33 protein-coding genes are annotated in these 24,027 nt (G+C 42.0%); 3 read left to right on the top strand and 30 right to left on the bottom strand.

Going from position 1 to position 24,027, the window contains the following annotated elements:
- From EKM76_RS04500 to EKM76_RS04360, 30 genes are all read right to left on the bottom strand, one after another.
- Nucleotides 1-738, bottom strand: a complete 738-nt coding sequence (locus EKM76_RS04500) for a phage tail domain-containing protein (protein ID WP_125549506.1) — start codon at nt 736-738, stop codon at nt 1-3.
- A complete protein-coding gene (locus tag EKM76_RS04495) occupies nt 722-4,000 on the bottom strand; it encodes a tape measure protein (RefSeq protein ID WP_125549505.1) in 3,279 nt (1,092 codons plus the stop codon). Before EKM76_RS04495 ends, EKM76_RS04500 begins: the two co-directional genes overlap by 17 nt.
- 136 nt (nt 4,001-4,136) lie before the next feature.
- Complete coding sequence (locus tag EKM76_RS04490) at nt 4,137-4,760, bottom strand: Gp15 family bacteriophage protein (RefSeq protein ID WP_125549504.1); 624 nt, start codon at nt 4,758-4,760, stop codon at nt 4,137-4,139.
- A 14-nt stretch (nt 4,761-4,774) separates the two neighbouring features.
- Nucleotides 4,775-5,266, bottom strand: coding sequence for a hypothetical protein (locus EKM76_RS04485; protein WP_125549503.1), 492 nt, complete (start codon nt 5,264-5,266; stop codon nt 4,775-4,777).
- Between the two features lie 68 nt (nt 5,267-5,334).
- Nucleotides 5,335-6,027, bottom strand: coding sequence for a phage tail tube protein (locus EKM76_RS13610; RefSeq protein ID WP_225417874.1), 693 nt, complete (start codon nt 6,025-6,027; stop codon nt 5,335-5,337).
- 13 nt (nt 6,028-6,040) lie between these two features.
- Complete coding sequence (locus tag EKM76_RS04475) at nt 6,041-6,475, bottom strand: phage tail terminator protein (RefSeq protein WP_125549502.1); 435 nt, start codon at nt 6,473-6,475, stop codon at nt 6,041-6,043.
- A 9-nt stretch (nt 6,476-6,484) separates the two neighbouring features.
- Complete coding sequence (locus EKM76_RS04470) at nt 6,485-6,832, bottom strand: minor capsid protein (RefSeq protein ID WP_125549501.1); 348 nt, start codon at nt 6,830-6,832, stop codon at nt 6,485-6,487.
- Nucleotides 6,829-7,179 (bottom strand): putative minor capsid protein, encoded by a 351-nt coding sequence (locus EKM76_RS04465; RefSeq protein ID WP_164507591.1) that lies wholly within the window; start codon nt 7,177-7,179, stop codon nt 6,829-6,831. Before EKM76_RS04465 ends, EKM76_RS04470 begins: the two co-directional genes overlap by 4 nt.
- A complete protein-coding gene (locus EKM76_RS04460) occupies nt 7,169-7,573 on the bottom strand; it encodes a head-tail connector protein (protein ID WP_125549499.1) in 405 nt (134 codons plus the stop codon). Before EKM76_RS04460 ends, EKM76_RS04465 begins: the two co-directional genes overlap by 11 nt.
- A 12-nt stretch (nt 7,574-7,585) precedes the next feature.
- A complete protein-coding gene (locus EKM76_RS04455; protein ID WP_263853676.1) occupies nt 7,586-7,822 on the bottom strand; it encodes an Ig-like domain-containing protein in 237 nt (78 codons plus the stop codon).
- A gap of 41 nt (nt 7,823-7,863) precedes the next feature.
- Complete coding sequence (locus tag EKM76_RS04450; protein ID WP_125549497.1) at nt 7,864-8,796, bottom strand: phage capsid protein; 933 nt, start codon at nt 8,794-8,796, stop codon at nt 7,864-7,866.
- Between the two features lie 13 nt (nt 8,797-8,809).
- Nucleotides 8,810-9,874, bottom strand: a complete 1,065-nt coding sequence (locus tag EKM76_RS04445) for an XkdF-like putative serine protease domain-containing protein (RefSeq protein WP_125549496.1) — start codon at nt 9,872-9,874, stop codon at nt 8,810-8,812.
- The gene (locus EKM76_RS04440) at nt 9,875-10,714 is read right to left on the bottom strand and encodes a phage minor head protein (protein WP_164507590.1); all 840 of its coding nucleotides are present in this window, start codon (nt 10,712-10,714) and stop codon (nt 9,875-9,877) included.
- On the bottom strand, nt 10,714-12,204 hold the full coding sequence (locus EKM76_RS04435) for a phage portal protein (protein ID WP_125549494.1): 1,491 nt from the start codon (nt 12,202-12,204) through the stop codon (nt 10,714-10,716). Before EKM76_RS04435 ends, EKM76_RS04440 begins: the two co-directional genes overlap by 1 nt.
- Before the next feature lie 12 nt (nt 12,205-12,216).
- Nucleotides 12,217-13,653 (bottom strand): phage terminase large subunit, encoded by a 1,437-nt coding sequence (terL, locus tag EKM76_RS04430; protein WP_125549493.1) that lies wholly within the window; start codon nt 13,651-13,653, stop codon nt 12,217-12,219.
- On the bottom strand, nt 13,650-14,231 hold the full coding sequence (locus EKM76_RS04425; RefSeq protein ID WP_125549492.1) for a helix-turn-helix domain-containing protein: 582 nt from the start codon (nt 14,229-14,231) through the stop codon (nt 13,650-13,652). The genes terL and EKM76_RS04425 overlap by 4 nt, the downstream gene beginning before the upstream one ends.
- A gap of 137 nt (nt 14,232-14,368) precedes the next feature.
- Nucleotides 14,369-15,199 (bottom strand): abortive infection family protein, encoded by an 831-nt coding sequence (locus EKM76_RS04420; RefSeq protein WP_164507589.1) that lies wholly within the window; start codon nt 15,197-15,199, stop codon nt 14,369-14,371.
- A gap of 159 nt (nt 15,200-15,358) precedes the next feature.
- Nucleotides 15,359-15,889, bottom strand: coding sequence for a hypothetical protein (locus EKM76_RS04415; protein ID WP_125549490.1), 531 nt, complete (start codon nt 15,887-15,889; stop codon nt 15,359-15,361).
- Between the two features lie 70 nt (nt 15,890-15,959).
- Nucleotides 15,960-16,985, bottom strand: coding sequence for a tyrosine-type recombinase/integrase (locus EKM76_RS04410; protein ID WP_125549489.1), 1,026 nt, complete (start codon nt 16,983-16,985; stop codon nt 15,960-15,962).
- A 176-nt stretch (nt 16,986-17,161) separates the two neighbouring features.
- A complete protein-coding gene (locus EKM76_RS04405; protein WP_125549488.1) occupies nt 17,162-17,365 on the bottom strand; it encodes a hypothetical protein in 204 nt (67 codons plus the stop codon).
- Nucleotides 17,365-17,514 carry a hypothetical protein gene (locus tag EKM76_RS04400; RefSeq protein WP_164507588.1) on the bottom strand — a complete coding sequence of 50 codons (150 nt, stop codon included), beginning with the start codon at nt 17,512-17,514 and terminating at the stop codon, nt 17,365-17,367. The genes EKM76_RS04405 and EKM76_RS04400 overlap by 1 nt, the downstream gene beginning before the upstream one ends.
- Nucleotides 17,515-17,567: 53 nt before the next feature.
- A complete protein-coding gene (locus EKM76_RS13420) occupies nt 17,568-17,735 on the bottom strand; it encodes a hypothetical protein (RefSeq protein WP_164507587.1) in 168 nt (55 codons plus the stop codon).
- Nucleotides 17,732-18,520, bottom strand: a complete 789-nt coding sequence (locus EKM76_RS04395; protein ID WP_225417873.1) for a phage antirepressor KilAC domain-containing protein — start codon at nt 18,518-18,520, stop codon at nt 17,732-17,734. Before EKM76_RS04395 ends, EKM76_RS13420 begins: the two co-directional genes overlap by 4 nt.
- 2 nt (nt 18,521-18,522) lie before the next feature.
- On the bottom strand, nt 18,523-19,347 hold the full coding sequence (locus EKM76_RS04390; RefSeq protein ID WP_225417872.1) for a DnaD domain-containing protein: 825 nt from the start codon (nt 19,345-19,347) through the stop codon (nt 18,523-18,525).
- A gap of 29 nt (nt 19,348-19,376) precedes the next feature.
- On the bottom strand, nt 19,377-20,375 hold the full coding sequence (locus EKM76_RS04385; protein ID WP_125549486.1) for an AAA family ATPase: 999 nt from the start codon (nt 20,373-20,375) through the stop codon (nt 19,377-19,379).
- Nucleotides 20,376-20,476: 101 nt separating this feature from the next.
- Nucleotides 20,477-20,671 carry a hypothetical protein gene (locus EKM76_RS04380; protein ID WP_125549485.1) on the bottom strand — a complete coding sequence of 65 codons (195 nt, stop codon included), beginning with the start codon at nt 20,669-20,671 and terminating at the stop codon, nt 20,477-20,479.
- A gap of 12 nt (nt 20,672-20,683) precedes the next feature.
- Nucleotides 20,684-21,031, bottom strand: a complete 348-nt coding sequence (locus tag EKM76_RS04375; RefSeq protein WP_125549484.1) for a DUF771 domain-containing protein — start codon at nt 21,029-21,031, stop codon at nt 20,684-20,686.
- Nucleotides 21,032-21,035: 4 nt separating this feature from the next.
- Nucleotides 21,036-21,548 (bottom strand): hypothetical protein, encoded by a 513-nt coding sequence (locus EKM76_RS04370; protein ID WP_125549483.1) that lies wholly within the window; start codon nt 21,546-21,548, stop codon nt 21,036-21,038.
- A 73-nt stretch (nt 21,549-21,621) separates the two neighbouring features.
- The gene (locus EKM76_RS04365; protein ID WP_125549482.1) at nt 21,622-21,858 is read right to left on the bottom strand and encodes a hypothetical protein; all 237 of its coding nucleotides are present in this window, start codon (nt 21,856-21,858) and stop codon (nt 21,622-21,624) included.
- Entirely contained in the window at nt 21,851-22,084 is a 234-nt protein-coding gene (locus tag EKM76_RS04360; RefSeq protein ID WP_125549481.1) for a helix-turn-helix transcriptional regulator, read from the bottom strand. The genes EKM76_RS04365 and EKM76_RS04360 overlap by 8 nt, the downstream gene beginning before the upstream one ends.
- Before the next feature lie 139 nt (nt 22,085-22,223).
- Here EKM76_RS04360 and EKM76_RS04355 point away from each other — a divergent pair, with 139 nt between their 5' ends.
- The 3 genes from EKM76_RS04355 (at nt 22,224) to EKM76_RS04345 (ending at nt 23,827) form a co-directional block, all read left to right on the top strand.
- Nucleotides 22,224-22,607 (top strand): helix-turn-helix domain-containing protein, encoded by a 384-nt coding sequence (locus tag EKM76_RS04355; RefSeq protein WP_125549480.1) that lies wholly within the window; start codon nt 22,224-22,226, stop codon nt 22,605-22,607.
- A 35-nt stretch (nt 22,608-22,642) separates the two neighbouring features.
- Entirely contained in the window at nt 22,643-23,065 is a 423-nt protein-coding gene (locus EKM76_RS04350; protein ID WP_225417871.1) for an ImmA/IrrE family metallo-endopeptidase, read from the top strand.
- An 87-nt stretch (nt 23,066-23,152) separates the two neighbouring features.
- Nucleotides 23,153-23,827 (top strand): DUF3862 domain-containing protein, encoded by a 675-nt coding sequence (locus EKM76_RS04345; protein ID WP_125549478.1) that lies wholly within the window; start codon nt 23,153-23,155, stop codon nt 23,825-23,827.
- The last annotated feature ends 200 nt before the right edge of the window (nt 23,828-24,027 follow it).

Below are 24,027 nucleotides of genomic sequence, written 5' to 3'. Positions count from 1 at the left end.
TTAGATCAGCTCCTTATGCCATTGAAATTCGATCGTACCGATACCGTTAATCACGATCTGATTAATCCCGTTAGCCAGGACAAAATCAGGTGAATCAGACGTTCCGGCCGGTACTGTAACTGTCTGATTGCCCATCTTTAACGTAAATGGTGCACTAGCGACAATTGTTGGACTAGCTACTGGTGTGCCAACATTAAATAGCATCACTGATTTTGATCCGCTCACATCAAACTTAGTTTCCTGTGCCACATCTAATTCGAAATTAAAATCATCCCAAATATCATTGCCTTCAAGCGCTTCATGAATTCGAAACGGATAGCACTGAAACTCGATCGTCATTTTACCATGATAGCGGAATTCTTCCCACGAAGTAGCCGTTTGTATTTCGGCCAGATAATAATAATCTGACATCACATCATCTTTCAGCTTGGTCTTACCTTGTGTATTCTCAAGCCAATTGACCAACTTGGTCCAGATGACATACATCCCTTCTTTATCCATCCGCGACCGATCACGTACTAATAGCGTCCATTTAAAGGTTCGTTCGCCATATTGCTGATCTTGGTACATATAGCTCAGGTCTAGAGGGATGTTACTAAATGGTATTTCTACCAGTTGTTTTATTTTGGCCGGAAATCCTAGCTCTTTAGGTTCGATCACATCAACGCCGAACTCCGTTGAGTGATGACCATTAAACCAAAATCCGTAACCAAAGCGATTATTAGATTCGATGTTCAATTGCAATACCCCTTCCGCTTAATTGATTGCGCCGTGCGGTCTCAGATGATCCATAGGCTTCATAACTGCTCGCAAAGCTGGAACCATCGATCGTAGTATGCTTAGCAGCAATCTGTTTCAATAGCTCAATAGCTTCCTTGTTATTACTTGCAGCGGCGGTGGTAGAAACTGAGTTATCAGTGTTGTAATAATTCGTTGTTGTAGTCGTTGGTGCTAAATTCGCACCTAGGCCTAAGGCAGCCTCGGCGGTCAATTGACCACCGAATAGACCATTCAATAAATTAGCCTGCCCAGCATCAAGTTCAGGCACATCAAACATAGCCGCTTTAGCCAGCTTCTGTGCGGACTCAGCTACCGGACTAACCATGCGCTCAATCCCAATTTGGAAACCTTCACCAGTCCATGCACCAATCTGCTTCATAACTTTGGATGGCGATCCAATATGCAAAAACTTCTTTGCTGCATTCATAGCAGATTTTGCCATGTTCGCGGCCGCATCCGCTGCATCCCCGATAGCACCTTTAATACCATTCACGAAGCCAGACACGAAGTCTTTGCCGGCAGATAGCATACGACTACCAAAGCCAGTAACTGCGCTTAAAGCCGATTGTGCAACGCTGCGTGCTGCGGCACCGGCCTTACCAATGCCATTCGAAATCCCGGAAATGACCTGACCAACTAACTGTACTCCGGCCGACAACATCCGACCAATAAACGAAATTATAGCGTTTAGAATCGAAGTACCAACATTTATTGCCGCACTGCCAGCCGATCCAAGTAATGAAAGAATTCCGGAAATCAGCGATCGTATTAGCTCAGCCCCGGCCGAAAGAAGTTGACCAACAAAGTTTAGGATTGCTTTTAAAAGTGCTGCACCAATCTGTACTGCTGCACTGATCACGGCACCAATGATTGATAAAACACCCTTAACCAGAGCCATAATTAATTGAACACCAGCAGCAAGTATTTGCGGTAAATTAGCGATTAAAGCCTGAAATAATGCTTGGATAATTTGTAAAGCGGCTTGAATAATCAAGGGCAGAACCTGAATAATCCCACTGATTAATGCTTGTAAAACTTGCAATCCTGCCTGAATAATCTGTGGTAAGTTCGCAATTATCGCATTGAACAACGCTAAAATTATCATTAAACCGGCCTGAATTAATACTGGCAGCATCGAAATAATGCCTTGAACTAGAACAAGTAAAATCTGTAATCCTGCTTGAATAAGTTGCGGTAGAGCAGTAACTATCGCGTTCACCAATGCTAAGATAATTTGCATCCCTGCTTGAATCAGCATTGGCAACATAGTAACAATACCGTTGACTAGTGCCATAAGAATCTGCAAACCGGCTTGTAACAGCATAGGTAGAACAGTAATAATCGCAGTCATTAATGCAGTGATAATCTGTAAACCGGCCTGGATAAGCGTTGGTAATACGCTCACAATTCCTTGTATTAGAGCTGATAGGATCTGTAAACCGGCAGAAATAAGAGCCGGCAGTGCTGTAACAATCGCACTAACCAACATCGTTATAATCTGAATGCCCGCTTGAATTAGCAGCGGTAGTGCCGTAACAATTGCAGTCACAATACCAGTAATAATTTGAGTGCCAGCAGAAACAAGGCTTGGTAACACCGTTGTTAGTGCTTGCGTAATTGCCGTAATAATTTGGGATGCTGTTGCTACAATCTGCGGAATAGCAGCCGTAATACCGGCAGCTAACCCAATAATGATTCGCGTTCCAGCCGCAATGATTTGTGGCAAATAGGTACTGATAGCTCCAGAAATATTACTTATAGCAGAATTTAAGTTATCAAAAACTTGGGTTATCCCGGACGTATTGAGTTGGCCCGTCCGTGCCCAAGCTGCTATAAATGAAATCACAGCACCTGCTAGCAAGCCTAAGGGACCAGTAATACCTAGTGCAATTAGTCCTATGCGAGTAAGAACTCCAATAGCAATACTTGCTAGTCCGCCAAAAGAGCTAAGCGAACTACCGATAGAATCAAATATTGGACTTAATTTCTCAATACCACTTGAAACTAAATTCTTGAGCGACTGCCATAAACTTTGAACAGTTGGTAGTATTTTTGTAAAAGCAGCCTGAGCACTTGTAGCCATTGAATTAACAGCATTTCTAAATCGTTCATTTGTAGCATATAAGGTAGCAAATACAGCAATCAAGCCAACGACTGCGGCAACCAGTAAGCCAAAGGGATTGGCTACTCCCACTGCCTTGAGTGCTACACTCAAGCCTGTCAAAACACCCTTTACTTTTCTGACATTATTAAATGCAAAGATAAATAGCCCTACTTCTTTTGTAACCACGCTAAATATCCCAGCCGCTGCCGCGATGGTTGCAACTGCCTTAAATGCTACTATCCCAGCAACAACTCCGGCCGCTAAAGAAGCAAAAACACTTAGATTACTACGAATAAAATCAATAACTTGCTTTAATGAGTTGTAAAACACGGTAAAGGCGGGCTCTATAGCAGTTAGAACAACTGATACTTTGTTTAGAGTAGACTCAAATGCTGCACCTATACTCCCTAACCAACTAGCTATATTGCTACCAGTAGTGTGCTTCAAAAATTTATCAAATGCAGTTATCGCATTAGCCATTCCACGTACAATGGCGGTTTTCATATTTGTAAATCCGGTACCGATACCATTAGTTGCATCCTTAGCAATTTTGCTGAGGGATGCTAATCCACCGCCACCTTTTTTATCTAAGTCAATCAGCGACTTCTGGAATTGATCAACACTAACTGTCCCATCTGATAATCCAGATTTTAGGTCAGCGGTAGTCATTCCCATCTGTTTAGCCATCGCATTCAATGCCGGTCCTAATCCGTTGTCAATCATGGAATTCCAGGTTTCGGCATCAACCTTTCCGGCCGCAAATCCTTGTGATAACTGGCGCACAGCATCATTAACATTATCAGCACTGCCACCAAAACCAATGATGCCATCGTTAAGAGCCGCGAAAACTTCCTGTGATTTTCCGATATCATTTGTTGATCCGGCCAATAATTCAACACCAGAAACCGCTTGATCTAAGGACGTAGGCATTCCGCTAATAGACTTCGTAAGTGCATCCATAGCTGATTTAGATTCTTTCGCACTGAATCCCATATTGCTAAACGTTCTTGATGCATTATTTAAAGTATCAACACGAGTAATTGCCGCACCAATAGAGTCTTTTACCATACCAAATGCCGCACTAGCAACCTTAACGATGCCGATTGCTGATGCCATCTTAGCAATAGAAGCTGTTAAACTATCCGACTTATGCGCTACGCCATCAAACTTGGCACCTAAATCCGCAATTCCTTTTACTATCGTTCCGTCATCAAGTGTGACTTCAATTTCTACTTTTCCGTCTGCCCTTAGATCACCTCATTTCATCATGTGTTTGTTCATACTGACGTCTTTCATCGAAATCCATTGATGCTACGTTGACGTCCTCCTGTGTGACACCAAGTGCGTAGACAACTTGTAGTTCGCGCATTTCTTTAATACGTTGCTTAGAATCGCCTTTTTCGGGTTTCCACATTCGAATGTTGATGACCTGTTTGAATTTGGAATCATCGGGCAGGGATGCTAACAATGCACGAAATTTATACCAATGTAATTTTCCACGTTCTAGGTCGAGATCAATACCGTAAAACTTAAAAGAAGCCCAAATATAATCAGCATCCTCCTCTAATGAGTAGTACTGTTCTTCCTTGTCACTGCTATCACCCATTATTGGTGGCAATTGCATGACTGGTTTAACTTTGAGTACAAAATTTTGCATTAAAAAGTTATAAAGTTGTACCCGTTGCGGAATATCAAGTTTTTCAAACATATGTCCAGTAAGCAGATATAGTGCGATCGATAATTTCATCCCAGATGTTTTATCATCACTACCGATCTCGTGAAATAGTCGGAGGATATTATCAAACGACATATCAACATGCCCTTTGATTCCTTCAAATTCAAAATCATCATTAATTGCATCGTAGAGATTAAACATAAGTCATCCCTGTGTTAATAAGCTGATAATTTGGGGGATAATGTCGGTGATGCCGCTTGAGAATTCTTTTTCGCAGCAATAACTTGTTTCATTTGCTGCATTTCAAATTTCTTATTTAACTTTGAGAATTCACTATCCAAGTAATTACCGAGATTAACTAGAGTTTGAATGAGTGTCACCGAGTCCGTTTCATGCTTAACAATTCGTTGATAGGCACCATCTCCAAGCACGGTATCGAATGACCGTAACAACAGATCATCAAGTTGTGCAAAGTCATCTTCGTCATCTGAAAGTCTCTTTTGTGTTTCTTCTAATTCCAATTTCATATCATTAACTTTTTTCATCCATTTCTTCATGGCCACATCTGTTAACGAAATTTCCCATTTTTCTCCATAAATCAATACAGGGATGACCTGCCGTTTAGCGCCTAAGTCTTTTACCTGTTCTGATACGTTTGTCTGTCCGGACTGATTGGGTTGCTTATAATTTTTAATTTTTTTACTCATTGAAAATTCCTCCTAAATATTTTTGTTGTGCAAAAAACGTCTAGCCTTTGACAACTAGACGTCTATATTTAACCTTCTGTAGCTGTTACAGTCACCGTAAATCTAACTAGCTTGCCATTAACGGTGACAACAGTTCCGGTAGTCACACCGGCCTTGACCCCGACAATTTTGCCGGCAGAATCAACCGTGGCAATTGTGCTATCAGCAATGCCATACATCACTGATTTATCTTTAGCGTTTTCAGGCAGAACCGTTGGCGTCAATGTTTGACTAGCGCCGACCGCAACTGTCACATCCAATGGACTAACCGTAACTGAATCCGGTAAAATCGCCTCATTTGGTTTAGTATCTTGTGGTGTACCCATAAACGTAACAGTCGCCTTAAAGTCCATTCGTTCATTGGCATCCCCACCGAATGGCGTAATTTTAGAAATAGTAGCCGGTCCCTCTAAAACACGACCATCAGGTTCAGTCACTCTGAAATAGCAGGACTTGTCTTGTGCCGTGAGTTTATCACGCATATATTCCTGACCTGGATCGCGGTACTTCCGATTTCCTTCAAAGTTGAAAGGGAACGAAGAACCTTTATTAATTGTTTCTGTACCGCCTAGCAGATCGAAATAGGAAACACTATCTGTATCATCATCAAAATCAGTTTCAGCGGTCGAAACCCCACCGGCAACTGCTACTAAGTTTTCCTTATCATCACCGATTTCGTATTTATTCTGCCAATTGGCAGCAAAAAAGGCTGGTAAAGCCATTTACATCATCCTCCTAATTAATAAGCAGCTCCGCTGACAGTAAGCTTGAATACAGGGATGCACCATGCTCAGACTCATCGATCTTTTGCGGCGGCGTAACACCACGCATCGTGATCAGTTCGAACGTGCTATCAGCACTGGTAATCGTCTTGTAAGCTTCGCCATACTGTTTTGGAAGTTGCTTTAAAATATTGAACATCAACCAAGAATCATCCTTGGCCGTTTTTTGACTAGCATTTTGCACTAATACCTGCACTCGTAAGTCAAATGTATCTGCACGACTTAAATCAGTGTCCATTAAACTTGAGGGCGCCTCTAGCAACGCCACATCGTTTTCATGCTTGATTTTGTCAAGCTCAATGATCGGCGTTCCCCTGTCATTGGTATGCACGCTAGATAAGATTAAATTATTTTTACAAAACTGGGCTAGTTGATCAATGAAGTCCATTACTTAACCTCACAATTTCGATTTGATTTGTTGCTGTGCAAAACTGGTCCATGATTTTAAATACTGGGCTCGAGCCGCTTCGAACCACATCCCCCGCGCTTTAGGATTAACACTATGGCTGAAATGATACTGCGGATTCCAATATAATTTCTTAGCATATTCTGTATTCCAGATCACTGAACCTTTACTAAAGTTACTGGAACTAAAAACAGACTCGCGTAATGCCCCATACTTGACTGGTACGAATTCATTTGAGTCCTTAGCAACCTTAATAGCGACACTCTCTTGCGACGCTTGAACCGCCCACTTAACCTTTGCACGGATACCATTAAGATTTACTTTTACGCGAGTAGTCATGTTAGGGTCACCTCCAGATGGTGAATAACTCCATGTAACGCCTTGATCACCGACACTGACTCAACCCGTAATGGGTTTTCAGTGTCATCCCCGTAAAAGACAGCATCATCAGTTTGAGGGACGATAAACGGTTTGCTATTGATTCGATCAATAAACAAGATACCTTGAATTAACTTCTCCTCATTCGTGTTTGTTTTGATCACCTTGTGATCAGGCTCAAAATAAACATTCTTGATTGTCGTTAATGTCAGTGTTCCATTACCGGCATAACCATCATCGCTATCGGACTCCTGCTTCAAAGTGACAGTATCCGATAAGATTGCGCGAGGAATCGGTTTAAATAACACGAATAGACACCTCGCTCTCATTCAGTAACCCTGCAGCTCTCAATGCGGCAATTGCCGCTGGGGATGCACGCTGTGCTTGACGACTGATCGTATTTGACTTTGCCGAAACACTGAATTTAGACAAACTAAAAGAGCTACCGCTTTCCGATTGTCCTTGATCCGCCGTTAGCCCTTCAATCTGATAATATTCAATTTGTGCACAAACTGCTTTTTTTACTAATTCCTGCTGCCATAATTCCAACTTATCTAGCCCACCTTGCTTAACTAGTTGATAGCAAGTTAATGAGTTGATAATATCCGTAGCACGCGCTAAGTAACGCGAAAATAAAGCATCATCAACGTCTTCGCCATAATAGGTTTTCGTATAATAGACTTGATCAACATATTCAGCCATTAGCAATCACCCCTAGCTAACAGCACTAACGGTAATTGCCAGCGCTGCCTTAATATCGTCATGACCATCGGCCGTAAAGTTAATGCTAGCAGTCCCGGCCGCAACTAATGTGATAGTAAATCCACCAACATCATTTTGTATGACTGTAGCAATCGCATCATCACTTGATGTAGCGGTCACTGCCTGGCTTGTACCTTCTGGAGTTACTGTAGTGGTCACATCCTTAGTTGTACCGATCGCACCAGTCATCGTTTGCTGAGATAACGTGATCCCCGACGGCTCCGGAGTAACTACGCCGCCGGGGTTACTGCTTTTTTTGTAATAATACCCAACATTTTTGGTTCGCGGATAATGAAGTCCACGTCTTCTAACATGAAATGATATGTGGCCTGCTTAGCCACCGATAAAGAATCAGCTGCGGCAGTCGTCAGTGTGACGTTCAATCCAACAACTGGGACCAGGTTAGATAACGTTGTGAATAAGATGGCACTATCGTCCATATTGTCAACGACTTCGACAGCATAACCACCGATATTGGTCAACTTACCATTAACGATTGTCGCATCACCAAGTGCCGTTTGACGACCTTGTAATTCATTGACGTAATACAGGGATGTTGCTTGGCTCATGAACCATGTATATGTGCCAGCACGTAAGTACTTACTTTTGATTCCGCCTGTCCATAGCGTCAACTCGGCAATTGTTGGTAGCTTATCAACTTCAAGATTGTTGATTGCATTAGATGTTTTAGCCTGCTTGATAAAGCCATCGTTCAACTTCAGGAAGGCATCTGTTGACGCTGCATCCCCATTAAATGCTAAGTCTTGTAGATCCGCAGCATATTGAGATTGCATTAAGCTCAATAACGCTTGACGCACGTCTTGGCCACGGGTCCGCGCAGTATAGAACGTATTGCTGTTCTCAATCCAAGTATCAAGATACAGTGGGGTTAACGCAAATGGTACCGTTCCTTCTTCGGCAATATCGGTACCATCTGGTTTAGTATTTGTCCCTTGATGCAATTTAAGTGTCCGACGCTTAACCCCTAATTTATCAATGGAACCAGTACCGGAATTAGCAAAGTATGTCGGTAGCTTAGCTAAGGTCGTTGCATTAGCAATTTGATCGAGCACGAATGCACGGGCGTTATCATCCCGTAACGTAACATTATTACCTGCCTTTTGAATGGCAGCCATTTGTTTTAGTAATACAGCATTATCCATCTATTAACATCTCCTATTCATTAATTGGAAACGCAGCATCAACATAAGATGGGGCTGCGTTCTTTTCGACGCTTGTTGTAGTAATAACATCAGGAACATTTGAAGTACGTGCCTTTTCCAACTTTTCTAACCGTGTCTGTAATGGTGCCACTGCAGTAGCTACTGCTTTTGTCACAACGTCAGAATCAACGCTATCCTCTTTTTTATCGCTATTGGGGTTCTTAGGATCAGGCGCAGCTGGTGCGGTTGCTGGTGCTACTGCCTTTTCTACTTTTTCTAACTTTTCGGTAAAAGGTGCCATTGCGGCCTGTACCGCTTTAGTGATTTCTTCTTGGGTCATTTCATCGTCTCCTTCTTTATTCAAAAAAGACTTGATCGAATTGACCAAGCCCTTCTTACTTTGTTTTGTTACTAGGGATGAATCACCTTTAATAGAGCTGATCACGCCCTTAAATTCATCAATTTCATTTAATAATGCTGCAATTTTACTTTCATTGTCAGCATACTGACCATTCCAACGAATATCGCTAAATACGCTACTTAATGCTTCAAATGCTAGCTGAGCCTGCTGCATTGGTAACTGCTGTTCATACCGCTGTTGTACCGCTTTTTCGATTGTTTCGGCGGTGCCGGCCATTGAATAGCCAGTGTAATCCCCCTTTTGAATAGCATCCCAGATTTCATCTGTCGCCTTAGTAACTAGCACCCACGTTCCTTTAGTGATTGTGGTATCACCAATTTCTATGTCAACTGGGGCAACATAAGATTCAACAACCTTACCAGCCTTAGTTTCAAAGTCGTGTTGCTTGTCAATGTGCTGATAACTTTCCATAAATCCATGGGCCGCTTTTTCAATGTCGCTAGCGTCCATATAATCGCCTTGGCTGTCCTCAACACTTGGCTCGTACACAATTCCATAGACAAGTTTTTGTGGATCATCAGCCTTAAATACCGGCGTCACAGGATGCTGAAAAGTCGGTTGTGAATCAGATTTAGTTAAAAAGAAGGTGTGCTGATTAGCCGCCTTATCGACATAACTCACATAACTGATCTTCGCATTTTTCAATTGTCGTGTCATTTACTCACCTCCCTTCAATTCGCCAGCTAGTACAGGCTCAATATAACAATGACAATTGACCGATTGCTTCGCGCTTAGATCAGGATCGCGAGGGAATTTAGCAAACTCGCCATCTATGTGAAAGTAGCTCTCTTTATCGATCACAGTACCTTCAAGGTCTTCGTGACTTTTGCGTGGCTCCCTAACACCATTAGCATGATGCCATTCAAATCCGATCACTACATTTGACTTTTCCATAGCTTCATAGGTTCCAGCAGAATACATGCGCATCCCTTCGGTAATTGCCGTTGTACGCGCTCGGCGATAACTAAACTCATCTGACTGGCTTAATTTAGTTCGCAGCCAATCGATTCCCTTACCTCGTTCATACGAGCGCTTTATTGCGCTGGTTGCAAAATTACGAGTAGTCAGGTTCATCAACTTGGATAACTGCTTCAACCATTTAGACATGCGCTGCGCAGTGTAACTAGTCTTTTTGTCAAAATCAAGGGATGTATCATACTCGGTCGCGGCTTGTTGACCCAGATCCTGGTACATCGACTTAAGCCGTGGTGTAATCGTAATATTAAAGTCTTTGATAAAAGTTCGGTGCCGCATTTGTAACGCCAACCAAATGGCTAATGGCGCAGTCGTATCCGACTTTTTATAAGCTCGTTCAGCAATAGCTAGAATTTCCTCATAATCAGCCTGCAGTATATCGTCTAGATCATCAGTTATGCTGTTGATATAATCAATCACTTGATCAACATGCTTGATATGCATCTTTTTTAGCAGCTTGCGTAACTCGTCATCTTCCGCATCTTTAATCAACAATGCTTGCTGAATAATTTGCTCATCCATCATTTGGCCGCCTTTCTCAGTAGTCGCCTGATCATCCCTGACAACTCACCATCAGGTTCACCGCCATATGCCTTGGTAACGTCAACTGCTGATGGGGATGCACTGTTAAGCGGTAGATTGTATTGATCACCGTCAAAGTTTTCGAGGTGCTTATTCAGGACCTTAGATAAGATATCCCGTAAATCATTCGGTGCCACTGCCCCAGCATTGACCGCTGGTGTGAGAATAGCCGCAATATCCTCTGTGTTTTGAATATCAGGCGTTTTAAGCCGCATGTGAACGTGCTTAAACTCGTAGTCTTTCAAAATATTATTGATCTGCCAACCATAGCTCTCCCGCAACGGTTGAAACACTTGTTCCTCTGTTAGTTGCTTGGCAGTTTCTACAGTAGCTCGATTGTAGTCCGAACTCAGACCAACATAAACTGGTGGCAGCCGAAATGCGCTTAGAACACGCTTTACAGCATTGTCGTTATACTCTAAAAATAGCGCATCCTTCTGCAATACATCCGCCAAATGTTCAAAATGAACGGCTGGCTTAGTCTTGTCGTCATCCCCAAGCATTGACTCTTCACTGCCAACCTTCTCCGCCTCGACTAGCAAGAACTTGTGCTGTTGTGCTGACTGAGAACTGACATCATTAGCATACTGTTGTAGCGTTGCTTCAGACTGTGCCGTTAATTGCGCATTTTCCAGTACGATTGCCAACGGCATGTGACGCCCTTGAGTAAAGTAGCTGTAATTAAGCTCATCAGCTTTACGGTTACCCAGTATTTTGATCAACGCACCAATATAGCGTGGAACGCCATAGGGTTTGTTATAATCACCAATCTTAAACTGGATAAGCTCGGTAGCAGTACCTGCATTACCATCCTCAGCAATGCTGCCATTTACATTTAATGGAGTAGGATCGTCGAACATCTTGAACCATGTTCCATTGACACGTCCTGAATCATCTAATGTGTCGCGAAATACAAAATAACGGACTCGTCGCGTATTGCCGCCAGAGTCCGTCACTCGATTGATTTTAGTTGCTGTCATATATTCAGCATCAAGATTGTTGATGCCAACGACATCCCCGCTTCCATTACGGATAACCTCTAAATAACCATTGCCAGTCTCTTCGGTTTGGCGAACACACTCAGCGATGATCTCTTTAGCGGGGCGATCCAGACTGAGATCATGTAGAATACTATCGAGTGCATCCCATTCGGATTTCATTTCGGCTGATTCTTCACGATCATCTTCATTATATTTCAGCTCAAAGCCAAAGCCAGCAACATTTTGAGCGTATGCTTCAATACATTGGTTCAGAATATCGGACGTTTCACCGATTGTCCGTAGTACCGTCAAATCATAGGGTGCGGATAAAAGCGTTAGATCACGTCGTAAATTTTCAGAGCCAACTATTTTATTGTTTTCAGTTGTAATAGCCTTTCGAATAGGGATGCTTTTAGCTTTAGAGACCGAATCAATAAGCTTGCTTGTCATTTAATCACCTCTTTAAAATATCGTCCTGTGCTTCTTACGGCGCACAGGCACTTGACGCTTACCTGTTAACATCTCAGCAATGCCTGTCAATGCGTCTGGCGCATCATCATGGGCGTTCTTCCCAGCACGCTGATACCTGTTTAAAATATCAAACAAGTCCGGCCAACGATCACGCCAATTAATCGGAAAATAAATATGTTCCATCACCCACGGCGCGTTCGAAATAATCCGGGCATTCTTATTTTGACTATTATGAAACCACTTGATCACAGTCTTATTACTGCTAAACTGTGATGCAAGAATACGTTCAACCTCACGGGCAAAACCGCGGCCACCATTGTTACTTTCGATCAGCGCCTGGTTAACTTGATTATCATTGAACATATTTGCCACTGCTGGCTCAGTCTCTTCCATCGGAGCTTGTGTGTACACAACATCTAAGATATAAGCCTCGTGCTGATACACACCAAATGCATAACTAGCCAACCAGTCAGACCCTTCGTCAGCGGTATCTGTATACGAATAAATACCATTAAATAAGGGATGACCACTGTCATCCCTCGGTATATCACTATAGATTTTAAACTCTTTATATAGGCGTCCTTCCTGATCAATCGGCTGCTGCTGATAGTTAGCTGCGGCAATCGCAGGTGACAACGTTTTGAAACGCCGATCAAAATCTTCCCGCGTCAGTACACCATCACAAAGCATCGTCCCATCATCCTGTAATGCCTTCATATTGACATGCTTGAGCTTGTAGCCTATAGCCGGTAATTCGCTTAACGCACGGCCGGCCAAATCTAGACTACTCCATCGCGTCATGATAATGATGATCTTGCCACCATTCTCTAAGCGCGATAGCATTGTATCAGTAAACCAAGACCATTGCTTTTCCAGCACCGTTTCGTTATTGGCTTCCATGTTATTTTTGATCAAATCATCAATGATTTCGATTGTGGCACCAAAGCCAGTAGCCGTCCCAGATGGAGATGTTGCTAGATAGTTGTTAAATCCATTAGCTAAACTCCACCTAGTCATAGCAGCATCCCCATCTTTAATAGTCACACCTGGGAATACATCAGTGAACACAGGAATGTTCTCATCGGCCTTGATCTGTTGAATATCATTCCTCACCGACTTCGAAAATGAAGTCGATAGATCGGCGTTATAAGAGCCTGTCATCACTTTAACCGTGGAGTCATTACCAAGTAGCCATTCCACGAACAGGGATGCTGTGCGCGACTTTCCGTGACGTGGCGGCATGTTAATTACCAATACGTTATCATCAGATGCTGCAAAACTTTGAAGCTGATCGGCAAAATCAATTAAATATTGTCGATCACGACGGTAGAAATCTGGGCTCATCAAATGGCAGTACTCAAAAAAATCACGGCGGGCCAACTCATAGCGTGCCCCACGGGCGATTGCTATTTTATCTAATTGATTCATGTCGTATCATCTTCGGCTGCAAGCTTACGTAGTTCTTCAGTTGATAAACCTGCATAAGGATTCGTTCTAACCTCACCGCTAAGCTCCGTCTCGTGTTTATCGCGCCATTCTTTCGGCTTGCGATTTTTGAGCCAGAAAATGGCTGCTGTCGTATCGGATGGAACCTCATGCTCACTTTGGAAAATCTCAACGCGCTTGGTAGTACGAACATGTAAAATAGCAGCATCCTTTACATCCTCCAACGTGGCATCGGGATGCTTTAATTTCCAACGATTTTCATACTGTTTACGTTTAACTTCAACGATTTCTTGCGGAATATCGACTATTTTATACTGGTGATCAACAGTCACATAACCCTTAGCACGGCGATGCAATGCACTTTCAATTTCTTGATCAGCAATTAATTTACCCCTTTTTAAGGACTCCGAAATCTCCGGATAGCGATTCTTCCACTCATATAAAGTAGACGGGCTAATACCAATATTCCTAGCAATTTGCTCATCTATCAGGCCATCGCGGGCCCAGTCTTCTAACTTAGATAAACTTTCCTTTTTAATCCAATCACGATACTTAGCCATTTCCTCACCTCCAAACAAAAAAGCCATACCTAAGTATGACTTAAAATATAGTTCATTTAATTCCGGCCGCTGGAATCGAACCAGCTTTATCAAGCTAAGGAAACTTGCAAGATGCCACACCTACCGACCGGTTAACTTCAATCCATCTGATGCCAATCAGTGGAAATATATAACGTATTCTTAACAAAACTCACATCATAGTAAAAGTCCTTACTTGGCGAATAATAACGCCATGCATTCAATCCAGTTGCTGTCGGTTTATCTATAACTGCATCGTCTTCAACGTAACCACGAATATAGTCAGACAGATATTCGGCATCTAATTCAGTATTTAAAGGTAGTTCGAACTCTACAGTAACCATAATTATCACGTTGTTAGCATTATTCACCTCATATCGAGTGCCGTCCTCTGCCACGGCGGCTTCAATATTACCATCAGCAGCATGATAAATTTTCATTCCATCAGGATCTAAAACTGAACCAACAGCATTGGTTTTAAGCGAATGTGTTTTATTGAATAACAAGTCCAAAACAAATGTACAAAATGATTCGGACATAAACATAAGATATCTAGCTTCCACTGGGGCTATTGGTTCAACTCTTCTACCTGATCCATGGGCAACAGAGGTTGCGTTTCTAACCTGGCCCAGTTTGTCAATTATAGATACCATTTCATTTGAGATATTACTCATTAAGTCCGGATGTGTCAGTTCACTCCGCAAAGCCTTTAACGACTCAGAAGTAACCTTGTGTAGATTTTGGTAGCTACCTTTTTCTTCCTGTAAAGTTTTTCCTTTAAGCAGCTTGTACACATAATTACAAGTTGATTCAGCCATTGCCTTAGCATAATTTACTGCTTCACTATATTCTTGAGCATTGTATGCCTTATTCATTGCTGTATATGGCTCGTTAACTGCTGCTATAACATATGAATCTAATTCCGGTCTATTAATATTAATGTGATTCATTATAAATATACACCCCCTAACCAATAGCATAACAAAACCCCAGCTAATTTAGCTAGGGCTTCTATCGTTTTAAATTCATAAAGGAGGTCAATCAAAGTGACATCTAAAAATATCACACTACTATTATATAATGCGAAGTATGGACAAATGTTGGCGAATTTATGGCGTAAAATGACCATTGCTTAAAAAATCAGAAATGGCGTCAATGCCGTATAACATAACCGATAAATCATTGACCGCGCGGCGTTTGTCCTTGTGAATCGTACTAACATCACAATTAAAATAAATCGCAATTTCCGACACGCTTAAATGGGTTGTGGATAAGTACAAGAACTCAATCACCCGGAAACGACGCCAAGCGGCCTCATCCCCGTTTTTAGCTTGAAACTCAAATCCAGCTAAAATCGAATCAATAAATGACAGGAACTGTTCAGTTTTAATGTGGTACTTCATTAAGGAGTTGAGCGTGATCTCATCCCCTGTTTCGCGTTCATATTCCTTTTGTTCAGCCGATACTTCCGGCTGCGTGTCAATGTGTGCCTTTAATTTACGATAATTATCCAGCAGCAAGTAAGTATTCCGTAATCGGTGATCACGACGTTCTTTCTTACTACGTTTTCCCTTTTTATCCAAGCTGGCAACAACATTTTCAGTGATTGTTGCTACCTGCACTGCTGTTAATCCGTCCATGACTTCACCCCGTATGTTATAATTAATCTGCGAAGATTTAAGAGTGAGCCGCTGGGGACAGTGGCTTTTTTTATAGCAATGCGGCATCAGAATCACGATCATTAGTGATTACATAGTAGACCTTGGTCGTCTCCTCCGATTTGTGGCCCATCATTACTGACACGGCACTCAGTGGTTTCTTTTGATAGACGACTAAATTTGTTGCCCGGCTGGTGCGCAGATCATGCGGGTGCAATTTGCGGCCTACGATATCGCCGAAGCCCTCACACCAATAGGCAAATGCGGCCGGAGTTAAATTCTTCACGCCGCGGCTGTCAATGTGAACAAACAAACCATCAGCATCATCTCTTAATTCCTTTTTAGCAACTAGGTAGCGGCGCTGATCATCCCATTGTTTAATGTAACCTAGAGTCTCGACTGATAGCTTGAATTGACGCACTTTGCCTTGCCGCCCCGGGCCCTTGCAGCGGATCGAATTACTTAAATAATACTTGTGCCGCTCACCTTCATACTCAAAATATTCAGCATCCCTATCTGTATAATCTGTAATCAGCCGCTTAAATTGTGCTGACTCAGCACGTCTACAAGCAGTTTGATAGCTTAGCGCTAAATAACATTCTCGTTGGTACTGACCGCGCTCGTGCAGCACTTGGAGCAAATGGGCCACTTCATCTGGTTCTAAGGGATGTTTTTCTTTACGTGCCGTCTTAACAACTCGCTCACGACCTTTCCTAATTGGATTACGAAATAATGGATATTCGTCCTCGTAGTATTTTTCGATATATTCGCATAACTCAGAAGCAGCAGCCAACTTCACATTAATATTCGTCGATGATCCGTTGTGATCAACTAACCAGTCCTGATAAGCTTTACCATCGCGAATTTTAAGATCAATTATTTTTTTGTTACCACAATACTTGTAGATCCAGTACGCGAAAATACGCAAGCATGATCGGTACTGGGTCAGCGTTGCTGGTGACAACCTTGGACTGTGTAACAAGTATTCATCAATTTTCTTTCGGTTAAACTTTTTGGCGTGGCTATTAAACCATTTTTCCGACACTGGAGCGATATATTCAGTCTGTGCAAAACTCATTGCTAATTCCTCCTTAATTAAATTCAGTTGATACGAGCATATGTTCTTTTAAATCAAAAAATAAATCAATAATTCTAGCAGCACTTTAAATACTGCGAGCACTCCTGCTAGAATTATTGTTATTTTAATACCGTCTTTAACATAATTATTCAATTGCTTCATCCCAAAATTAATTTTTAAATATCATTTTTTGCTAACCGCTCTCGGATAAAATCATCTATCAGCTGTAACAAGTGATCAAATTCTTTTAATTCCACTAAGTCACCAATACTGATTAATTCTTCTTTCCTGTCCGAAATAATTTTTCTGACTGCATAAACGCCAGTGACGTATCCTTCGCCGCGGCTAGCATCCAGCATTGCTTGAATTATTGGGTCCATTATTTCACATCCCTTTGCTTGCGATAACCGTTAAATCCAGCACGAGTCAGCTCGTAATCAGCATGCAGAACCCGCCTAATCAGTTCAGATGGTTGCTCATGAGTCACTGATGCGATATAAGCTAGCTCGCGTAAGCTTTCTGGTGTCATTGTGTACTTAATTCGCTTATTATCAGTCTTTATAGTCAAGGTGGGGTCACCTCTCACTTACTGGTGGGGTCACTTTGCTTTACCCGATCAGCTTTCTTGTTAGCATCCCACGCTGCCTTTAACATCGCGATGGCAAATTGATCCCGCTCCCAGCGAATAAATGGCTGTCGTTTAGCTTGCATGATGCTGACCTTTTCTATCAAATCTTTAGATGCGGTCATACGTTCAAAGCCTCCTGGTCCATCAGTGCATAAATACCACGCGCTTCTAAAATTTGATGAATTGCAAGCCGCCCCTTTTGTGTCCAGCGTGTCGACACTGCAACACCTTGATCGCCGTTAGTGTGGAAATAGCGATGGGTTTTTGATTTAGTCCAGCCTTTATGCATATGAGCACGGTAAAGCAGCCACTGTCCATTAACTTTACGCTGAATGTGCTCATCCCGTAACACTTGGTTTAATTCGATCGCAGACATCCCATAATCGGCTGCCACTTGGCTAACCGTCAGGGCATCATGTGAATTGAGAATACGATCAAGATAACTGATTTTTGGTTCGTATTCTGCAATCTTCTGTGTTTTAACTTCGTTATCAATACGTAGTCGCTCATTGCGTTCTGCGGTGTCCGCAGCTAACCGTAATGCTTCTGCGTAAGTCTTCGGTACCGGAAATTGCGCATCAGCCATTTCGGCTGGCACCGGCACACTATTGAACTTAGAAACATACTGAGCGACAAATACAGTGCCACGATCACCGCGCAATTTTGCGCCAATCATCTCGCAGCCCTTTTTAGTGATCAGATAGCAAGGACGCACCTCATGTTTAGAGTCCTCGTAATCACTAGGAATGAAAAAATCTAACGAGCGCAGTTTTGCGCTGGTTAAAATACTAGTGTACTTTCGGATAGTGCGCAATAACTCTTTATGCGCTTGATTCGTCATCTGTGCGACTTCACGACTATCCAGTGTGACGACTTGATTTGTTGGCAAATTCATTGTGCTGTTCATGGCTAGTAGCCTCCTTCGTTTTGGTCTGGGTCAGCCCAGTTATACATTGGAATTTCAGGAATATTATTCGGCAGTTGATTCACTACCGGCGTTTGTACTGGTTCAGCAGCATTTTGCCGGTTATGATCACGTTTACGTTGCATTTGCTGCACGTCTGCCGCCGTTTGAATATTCTGCTTTTCCCAGCTCAATAAGATGCGGTCGATATATTTAAAACTAAAAGCATGGTTCAAAACGGCCTCCCTGAGCGCAAGTAGAATTATTTCCGGCGCGTACTGGTCTTGGCCTAACCAGTCACTAACTGTTTCGAGTTCAATTGGCGACAATGGTCGACCGAATTCTTTTTCAATGCTTGTAAAAACTTCCTCGCGCGCGGGTACGCCCGTATCACTTAAATTATTAGTAGCTGGTGGAGCAGAAGCGGAAACTTGTGGTGTCGTTTGGTTTGTGTCTGGGTCTATGTCTAGATAAGCTGAAACCTTTACACCCTGCTTTACTTCCCGTTTTGCTTCCTGCTTTGCTTCCCGACTTACTGGAATTTTGCCGGTAAAGAATGGAGTAATCTGGTAAATACCAGCCTTTTGGGTCCCGCGTGATCGATACGTAATACGTCCTAGTTGCACAAGAAGGTTACGCTGTTTGATCAGCGTTTTTTCGCTCAAATGGGTACGTGCCATTAACGTAGAATTGGGTATGGATAAATCTGTTTTCCAACCACTCTCATTAGCAATCATCATTAGATGGAACCACAAAACTTGAGTGTTTGGTTTCAACGGATTTAGTTCGAGCCAATTACGATACGCTTTTATCTCAGCAAAGAAATCCATGAGCGTCCCCCTTCCATAAAAATAATTATTTATCCTAGCACCTTAAAATCACGATGCACATCGGTTTGTTGCTGATCGCTGGAATTGCTATCAACGTTGATATTCAAATCTCTAAACTCAGCTGTGTTCTTTAAATGCTTATAAGCGGCAATTAGCTGAACTAGGCTCCAAGTAGTCAAGTCTTGATTCCCGATCTCAGTCTTAAATTCTGTAAGCTTACGATTAAGTAATTCATCATCACCGATCAATTTATTAATGGCATCAAGCGCACCTTGGATTCGTTCTCGTTCAGCCGCCTTAGGGTCAACACCCTTTTCCGCCCAATCATAGATCACGGCACCCGTTTTACGACTCAACAGCATTGCCTCAGGGAAAAGGCTGGAATTATCCTTCATTGCTTCGGCAAAATGATTTTCATAAAGCTGGAATGTAATGGCGAACTCGTACTCTAGCCCGTCCTTATATTCCGGTTTCAAGCCAACTTTCTCTATTTTGGTTTTGCCGCGCTCATTCCGCGTGACTTCAAGACCTTGTTTACTGCGGACAGTGGCAATAACGTGAACATCTGTATCCATCAAAATACTTAATAACATACGCTGATCAGGCGTCACTTGACTCCATTTATCGAAACCGCCACCCATTTGATCAATTCTGGCCAAAATACCGCCCTCACCGCTCCACGCACTAGATAATGAATCAACAATGATAATCTCTACATCAGCCCGTTTGAGCATTTCAAAAGCTTGCTTATACTTATCAGCTGTGAACGGTGGATCTAGATCGACCTTAAGGAACGAACCAATCAGAGTGCCTGCATGTTCGGTGTTAACGTACAGGTTAGCTCGGCGGTGCTCGGTATCGATAAAGCCGATTTTTTCCCATTGCTGATCTTCATCCAGATTAGGGAACATCTTCTCGATCATCCCTTTTGCAACTAATAATGCTGACAATGTTTTACCTGAGCCACTAGCACCCATCAATAAGATTGGGACTTTTACTTTCTCGCGTTTAGCCTTGGTTATTTGCATTATGGACACCCCCAGTGTGCTTTGCTATAATGAGGGTATAAATTCCGACTGTAGAATTTAGATACCCAACCGCCGATGTGCCTGCATCTGCGGCTTTTTTATTACGCTGCTTTATTCTGATCATGCGTAACACCTCGAACCCAACCATCAATTACTTTATTCTGCTGTTTGGTTGGTTTGAACTCTGTAAGCTCTTCATTCTTATTTTTATTGATCCACGGTGTATTTAGCCAAAAGTCACGCCGTGCCGCATAGACCAGCAAACTGATATAAAACATGAATTCTATAAATCCCACGAGTAACGCCCCCTACTCTTTATTTTGATAGATATCTGGAAAGTTCTTAGTTAAAAAATTAGCCATGGGCTTAGCGTTGAAGGCCCATTGTTCTTTGGTTCCTTCCGTTGGATAAAATACCGGTCCGCCATTCTCATAGGACAAAACGCGATAGTATTTATTCAGAATATTATCTTTGATCCACTTGCGACCTTTATTCAGCCGCACCATTAAATCATTCATCGACCACCAAACGCCATCTAAACTTTCGTGATTGCGGAATTGTTCAAGCTCCTCAACGTAGCCTTTTGAATAAATCGCTTGATCAGCTGGCAGTTCAATAACAATCTCGCTTTTAATCTTCTGTGCTGGTTTCTGCATGTTGTTAACCTCCTAATTTATTATTAAATTCGTCTACGATCACTTGAACATCAACGTTAAGATAGGCGGCAAGAGCAATTAATTTAGTATGTTCTGCACCGATTTCTTCAATAAAATTTCTCAAATACGAATCAATGATTTCTTGCTGCTTACTGGTTCTAAATTTCGGCTCGAGGGTTATCGCATTCATAAATTCATCTTCGAGTGCCTGCCGTTCACGCTCCTCTCTAACCGCAGTTGTGTTAGCAGATAAAACATCATCCCTTTGCCGTGGATTCTTTAGAAACGAAATGACACCATAATCAGCACGCGCTGCCGAATATGAGAGTTTAATGCTGCCCATTAATCCAGTGATGGCCTTCTTCATAACTTTAGGGATGCTGACCGTCCCCTGTGTATATTTTGTTATCTGTGACTTTGAAACATAGAGTTTTTTAGCCGCTTCTGTACGACTAACCTCTGAATGCTCAAAGTCCGCGCTTAATTGTCCCGAAAATTTACGATCCCCATTCTTCATAAACTCACCTTCATTTGTGCACTAGCACTATTTTTATTTACAGCTTCAAGTCCTAAAATATTTAATGAAGCAACTATTCAAGATTGCTCCAATCAAAGTAAAAACCAGAATCGATTGGAAAATACTTGATACCCGCTTCCTTGAACTCAGTCAGCAACTCTGGTACTTGACTGTAGTCAGCATGGATGATGCCATCGGTTTTGCCGTAATAGTCGCGGGCTTGGAACATTGCTTTGAACAATTCCATCAGACGTTCAGCAAGTCGCTTCTCACGGTTTGATTTTTGAATTTCAATTAATGCTTCATGCATTAGATTCACGTCCATTTCTAAGTGTCGATTCGTTACTATAGTCATCAAAAAAAATAACCCAATCGAACTTCATCTTATTTGCGATTTTTTTAGCAACCTTAACACTGGGTTGTCTATCACCGTTCTCTATAGCAGTATAATAGGGTCTTTTAATTCCAGATGCGACAGCAATATCCTCTTGGGTTAGTGACTGACTTAAACGTATTTCTCTTAACCAAGTTCTCAAATTATCATCTCCTTAGTAACATATCGTTACACTAATTATAATACGTCACGATATGATACATGTCAAACGATTTATGTAACAAAACGAAACTTTTTTATTTGTAACAATATGTTACTATATTTTTGAGAGGAGGGTACTCATGTTTGCACAAAAATTAAAAGATTTACGTAGTAAGAAACATGTTACCCAGCAAGAAATTGCAGATTTTCTAGGAATTTCAAGGCCTGCTTATACTGCATATGAATCAGGTAAACGACAACCTGATTACGATATCTTAAAAAAGCTTGCCACATATTTTAATGTCACTACTGATTTTCTTTTAGGTCAAAACCAAACTCCAGAATGGGCTGATAAGCGAGATACCACTGATTTAAAAAAATTCTTAGATGATGATACCGGTATGACCTATGATGGTGACAACTTAACCGAAGAAGAAAATGAACAGCTGCGGGTTGCTCTCACTCAAATTTTTTGGAAGCGTCGTCGTGCCGAACGGAAGATTACGCGTGATACTAAAGAATAATTTATTAAGTGATGTGATTACAGATGAAGGATAACTTGGAGAAAGTTATTGGCTATATGGGATATCGTTACGGAACATTCGATCCTTTTATTATCGCGGAAAAGCTAAATATACAAGTTGATTGGCGGCCATTCGGCGCACATCCCGCTGGAGAAACGCGAAACTACCCTACAATAGATGGTGGTAAAGCTCCTGCGATCTTATTAAATGAGCGCATTCGTGATACACCTGAACGATATTTCGCTATGGCCCACGAACTGGGTCATGTGATTGAACATGAAGGGCTAGAAGGCTATTACGACTTCAATCGGCGTAATCGTAGCAAAGTTGAAGTTGAGGCGGATACATTCGCTGCGCATTTACTGACAAATCTTTTTGTTGAGGAAAATGATCGCGCCGCTGATTCTTATCAAGAACTCGTTTGGACATATGGCTTTCCTAAACTCAGTGATTACTAAAAAAGCCCCTAACCGCTGGGAACGATTAGAGGTAAACTCCTATGGATAAGAAGCCGATAATTTATTATATCATAGGAGGAGATTCAAATGGCTAAAAAGATTAAGGACGAAAAAGGAAATACTTATGTACAAAAAAAACCATTCTATAAACGTGTTTGGTTCTGGATTCTTGTTATTATCGTTATTGCTGGTGTTGGTTCACAATTAGGTGGCGGATCATCTACAAATAATAGCGCAAGCAGTAAGGATAGCTCTAGCAGTAGTAGCTCATCCCAAAAAGTTGAAGGTGTCACTAAAGCTGCATTTGATAAGGTCACCCTATCCGATAGTACTGGTACATCATCAGCAGACGTTGCTAACCTATTTGGCGGCAAAGCCAATTCAACTACTGAGAATACCATTCAGGATGTACAAACCAAACTATATACTTGGGATAAAGTTGCCAATGGCAGTTTTGGTTCAAATGTAACGGTATCGTTTGAAAATGAACATGCTGTCGCAAAAGTAATCACAGGTTTAAAAGTTAATCGCGCTAAAAAGATCACTTTAGCTCAGGTGGAAGCCATTCAAAATGGCACTTCAAAGGCTGATATTCAGAAAGAATTTGGTGATCCTAACGGTTATGATTTGACTAATATTGCTGGATACACCAGTGAAAATTGGTCATATACATCTGGCGTCAATGGTGATGCTGGAGCAAACGCTATTATCTCATTCTCCGGCGATACTGTTTCCGGAAAGACCCAAACAAACATGAAATAATAAAACAACGGAAGATACTATATCCCCTGCCGGCGCACCGTGGTTCGATTCGGTAACGTCTAAAGTTCCATGAAACCCAAGTTCAAAACCGGATGTTCAAGGGGGGATGACGATTAATATATGGAATCACCGTTCACGGATGAATCGAACTTAATTCAGGTGTTGCTTCTCACTGGATCTTGCCTATTTTATGTGTTCTA

This window comes from Loigolactobacillus zhaoyuanensis, from assembly GCF_003946385.1.
Classification (GTDB): Bacteria; Bacillota; Bacilli; order Lactobacillales; family Lactobacillaceae; genus Loigolactobacillus; species Loigolactobacillus zhaoyuanensis.
This window is presented reverse-complemented; position numbering and strand designations above follow the sequence as displayed.

Coding starts and splice junctions, on each gene's coding strand:
- EKM76_RS04435 (WP_125549494.1), bottom strand. CDS start 12,204: ATGACAAGCAAGCTTATTGATTCGGTCTCTAAAGCTAAAAGCATCCCT.
- EKM76_RS04460 (WP_125549499.1), bottom strand. CDS start 7,573: ATGGCTGAATATGTTGATCAAGTCTATTATACGAAAACCTATTATGGC.
- EKM76_RS04485 (WP_125549503.1), bottom strand. CDS start 5,266: ATGAGTAAAAAAATTAAAAATTATAAGCAACCCAATCAGTCCGGACAG.
- EKM76_RS13610 (WP_225417874.1), bottom strand. CDS start 6,027: ATGGCTTTACCAGCCTTTTTTGCTGCCAATTGGCAGAATAAATACGAA.
- EKM76_RS04455 (WP_263853676.1), bottom strand. CDS start 7,822: ATGACTGGTGCGATCGGTACAACTAAGGATGTGACCACTACAGTAACT.
- EKM76_RS04345 (WP_125549478.1), top strand. CDS start 23,153: ATGGCTAAAAAGATTAAGGACGAAAAAGGAAATACTTATGTACAAAAA.
- EKM76_RS04475 (WP_125549502.1), bottom strand. CDS start 6,475: ATGGACTTCATTGATCAACTAGCCCAGTTTTGTAAAAATAATTTAATC.
- EKM76_RS04495 (WP_125549505.1), bottom strand. CDS start 4,000: ATGGCATCAGCAATCGGCATCGTTAAGGTTGCTAGTGCGGCATTTGGT.
- EKM76_RS04375 (WP_125549484.1), bottom strand. CDS start 21,031: ATGCAGAAACCAGCACAGAAGATTAAAAGCGAGATTGTTATTGAACTG.
- EKM76_RS04470 (WP_125549501.1), bottom strand. CDS start 6,832: ATGACTACTCGCGTAAAAGTAAATCTTAATGGTATCCGTGCAAAGGTT.
- EKM76_RS04365 (WP_125549482.1), bottom strand. CDS start 21,858: ATGCATGAAGCATTAATTGAAATTCAAAAATCAAACCGTGAGAAGCGA.
- EKM76_RS04450 (WP_125549497.1), bottom strand. CDS start 8,796: ATGGATAATGCTGTATTACTAAAACAAATGGCTGCCATTCAAAAGGCA.
- EKM76_RS04425 (WP_125549492.1), bottom strand. CDS start 14,231: ATGGCTAAGTATCGTGATTGGATTAAAAAGGAAAGTTTATCTAAGTTA.
- EKM76_RS04355 (WP_125549480.1), top strand. CDS start 22,224: ATGTTTGCACAAAAATTAAAAGATTTACGTAGTAAGAAACATGTTACC.
- EKM76_RS04445 (WP_125549496.1), bottom strand. CDS start 9,874: ATGACACGACAATTGAAAAATGCGAAGATCAGTTATGTGAGTTATGTC.
- EKM76_RS04400 (WP_164507588.1), bottom strand. CDS start 17,514: ATGACACCAGAAAGCTTACGCGAGCTAGCTTATATCGCATCAGTGACT.
- EKM76_RS04385 (WP_125549486.1), bottom strand. CDS start 20,375: ATGCAAATAACCAAGGCTAAACGCGAGAAAGTAAAAGTCCCAATCTTA.
- EKM76_RS04405 (WP_125549488.1), bottom strand. CDS start 17,365: ATGGACCCAATAATTCAAGCAATGCTGGATGCTAGCCGCGGCGAAGGA.
- EKM76_RS04410 (WP_125549489.1), bottom strand. CDS start 16,985: ATGAGTTTTGCACAGACTGAATATATCGCTCCAGTGTCGGAAAAATGG.
- EKM76_RS04420 (WP_164507589.1), bottom strand. CDS start 15,199: ATGAATCACATTAATATTAATAGACCGGAATTAGATTCATATGTTATA.
- EKM76_RS13420 (WP_164507587.1), bottom strand. CDS start 17,735: ATGACCGCATCTAAAGATTTGATAGAAAAGGTCAGCATCATGCAAGCT.
- terL (WP_125549493.1), bottom strand. CDS start 13,653: ATGAATCAATTAGATAAAATAGCAATCGCCCGTGGGGCACGCTATGAG.
- EKM76_RS04395 (WP_225417873.1), bottom strand. CDS start 18,520: ATGAACAGCACAATGAATTTGCCAACAAATCAAGTCGTCACACTGGAT.
- EKM76_RS04490 (WP_125549504.1), bottom strand. CDS start 4,760: ATGTTTAATCTCTACGATGCAATTAATGATGATTTTGAATTTGAAGGA.
- EKM76_RS04370 (WP_125549483.1), bottom strand. CDS start 21,548: ATGAAGAATGGGGATCGTAAATTTTCGGGACAATTAAGCGCGGACTTT.
- EKM76_RS04440 (WP_164507590.1), bottom strand. CDS start 10,714: ATGGATGAGCAAATTATTCAGCAAGCATTGTTGATTAAAGATGCGGAA.
- EKM76_RS04415 (WP_125549490.1), bottom strand. CDS start 15,889: ATGGACGGATTAACAGCAGTGCAGGTAGCAACAATCACTGAAAATGTT.
- EKM76_RS04390 (WP_225417872.1), bottom strand. CDS start 19,347: ATGGATTTCTTTGCTGAGATAAAAGCGTATCGTAATTGGCTCGAACTA.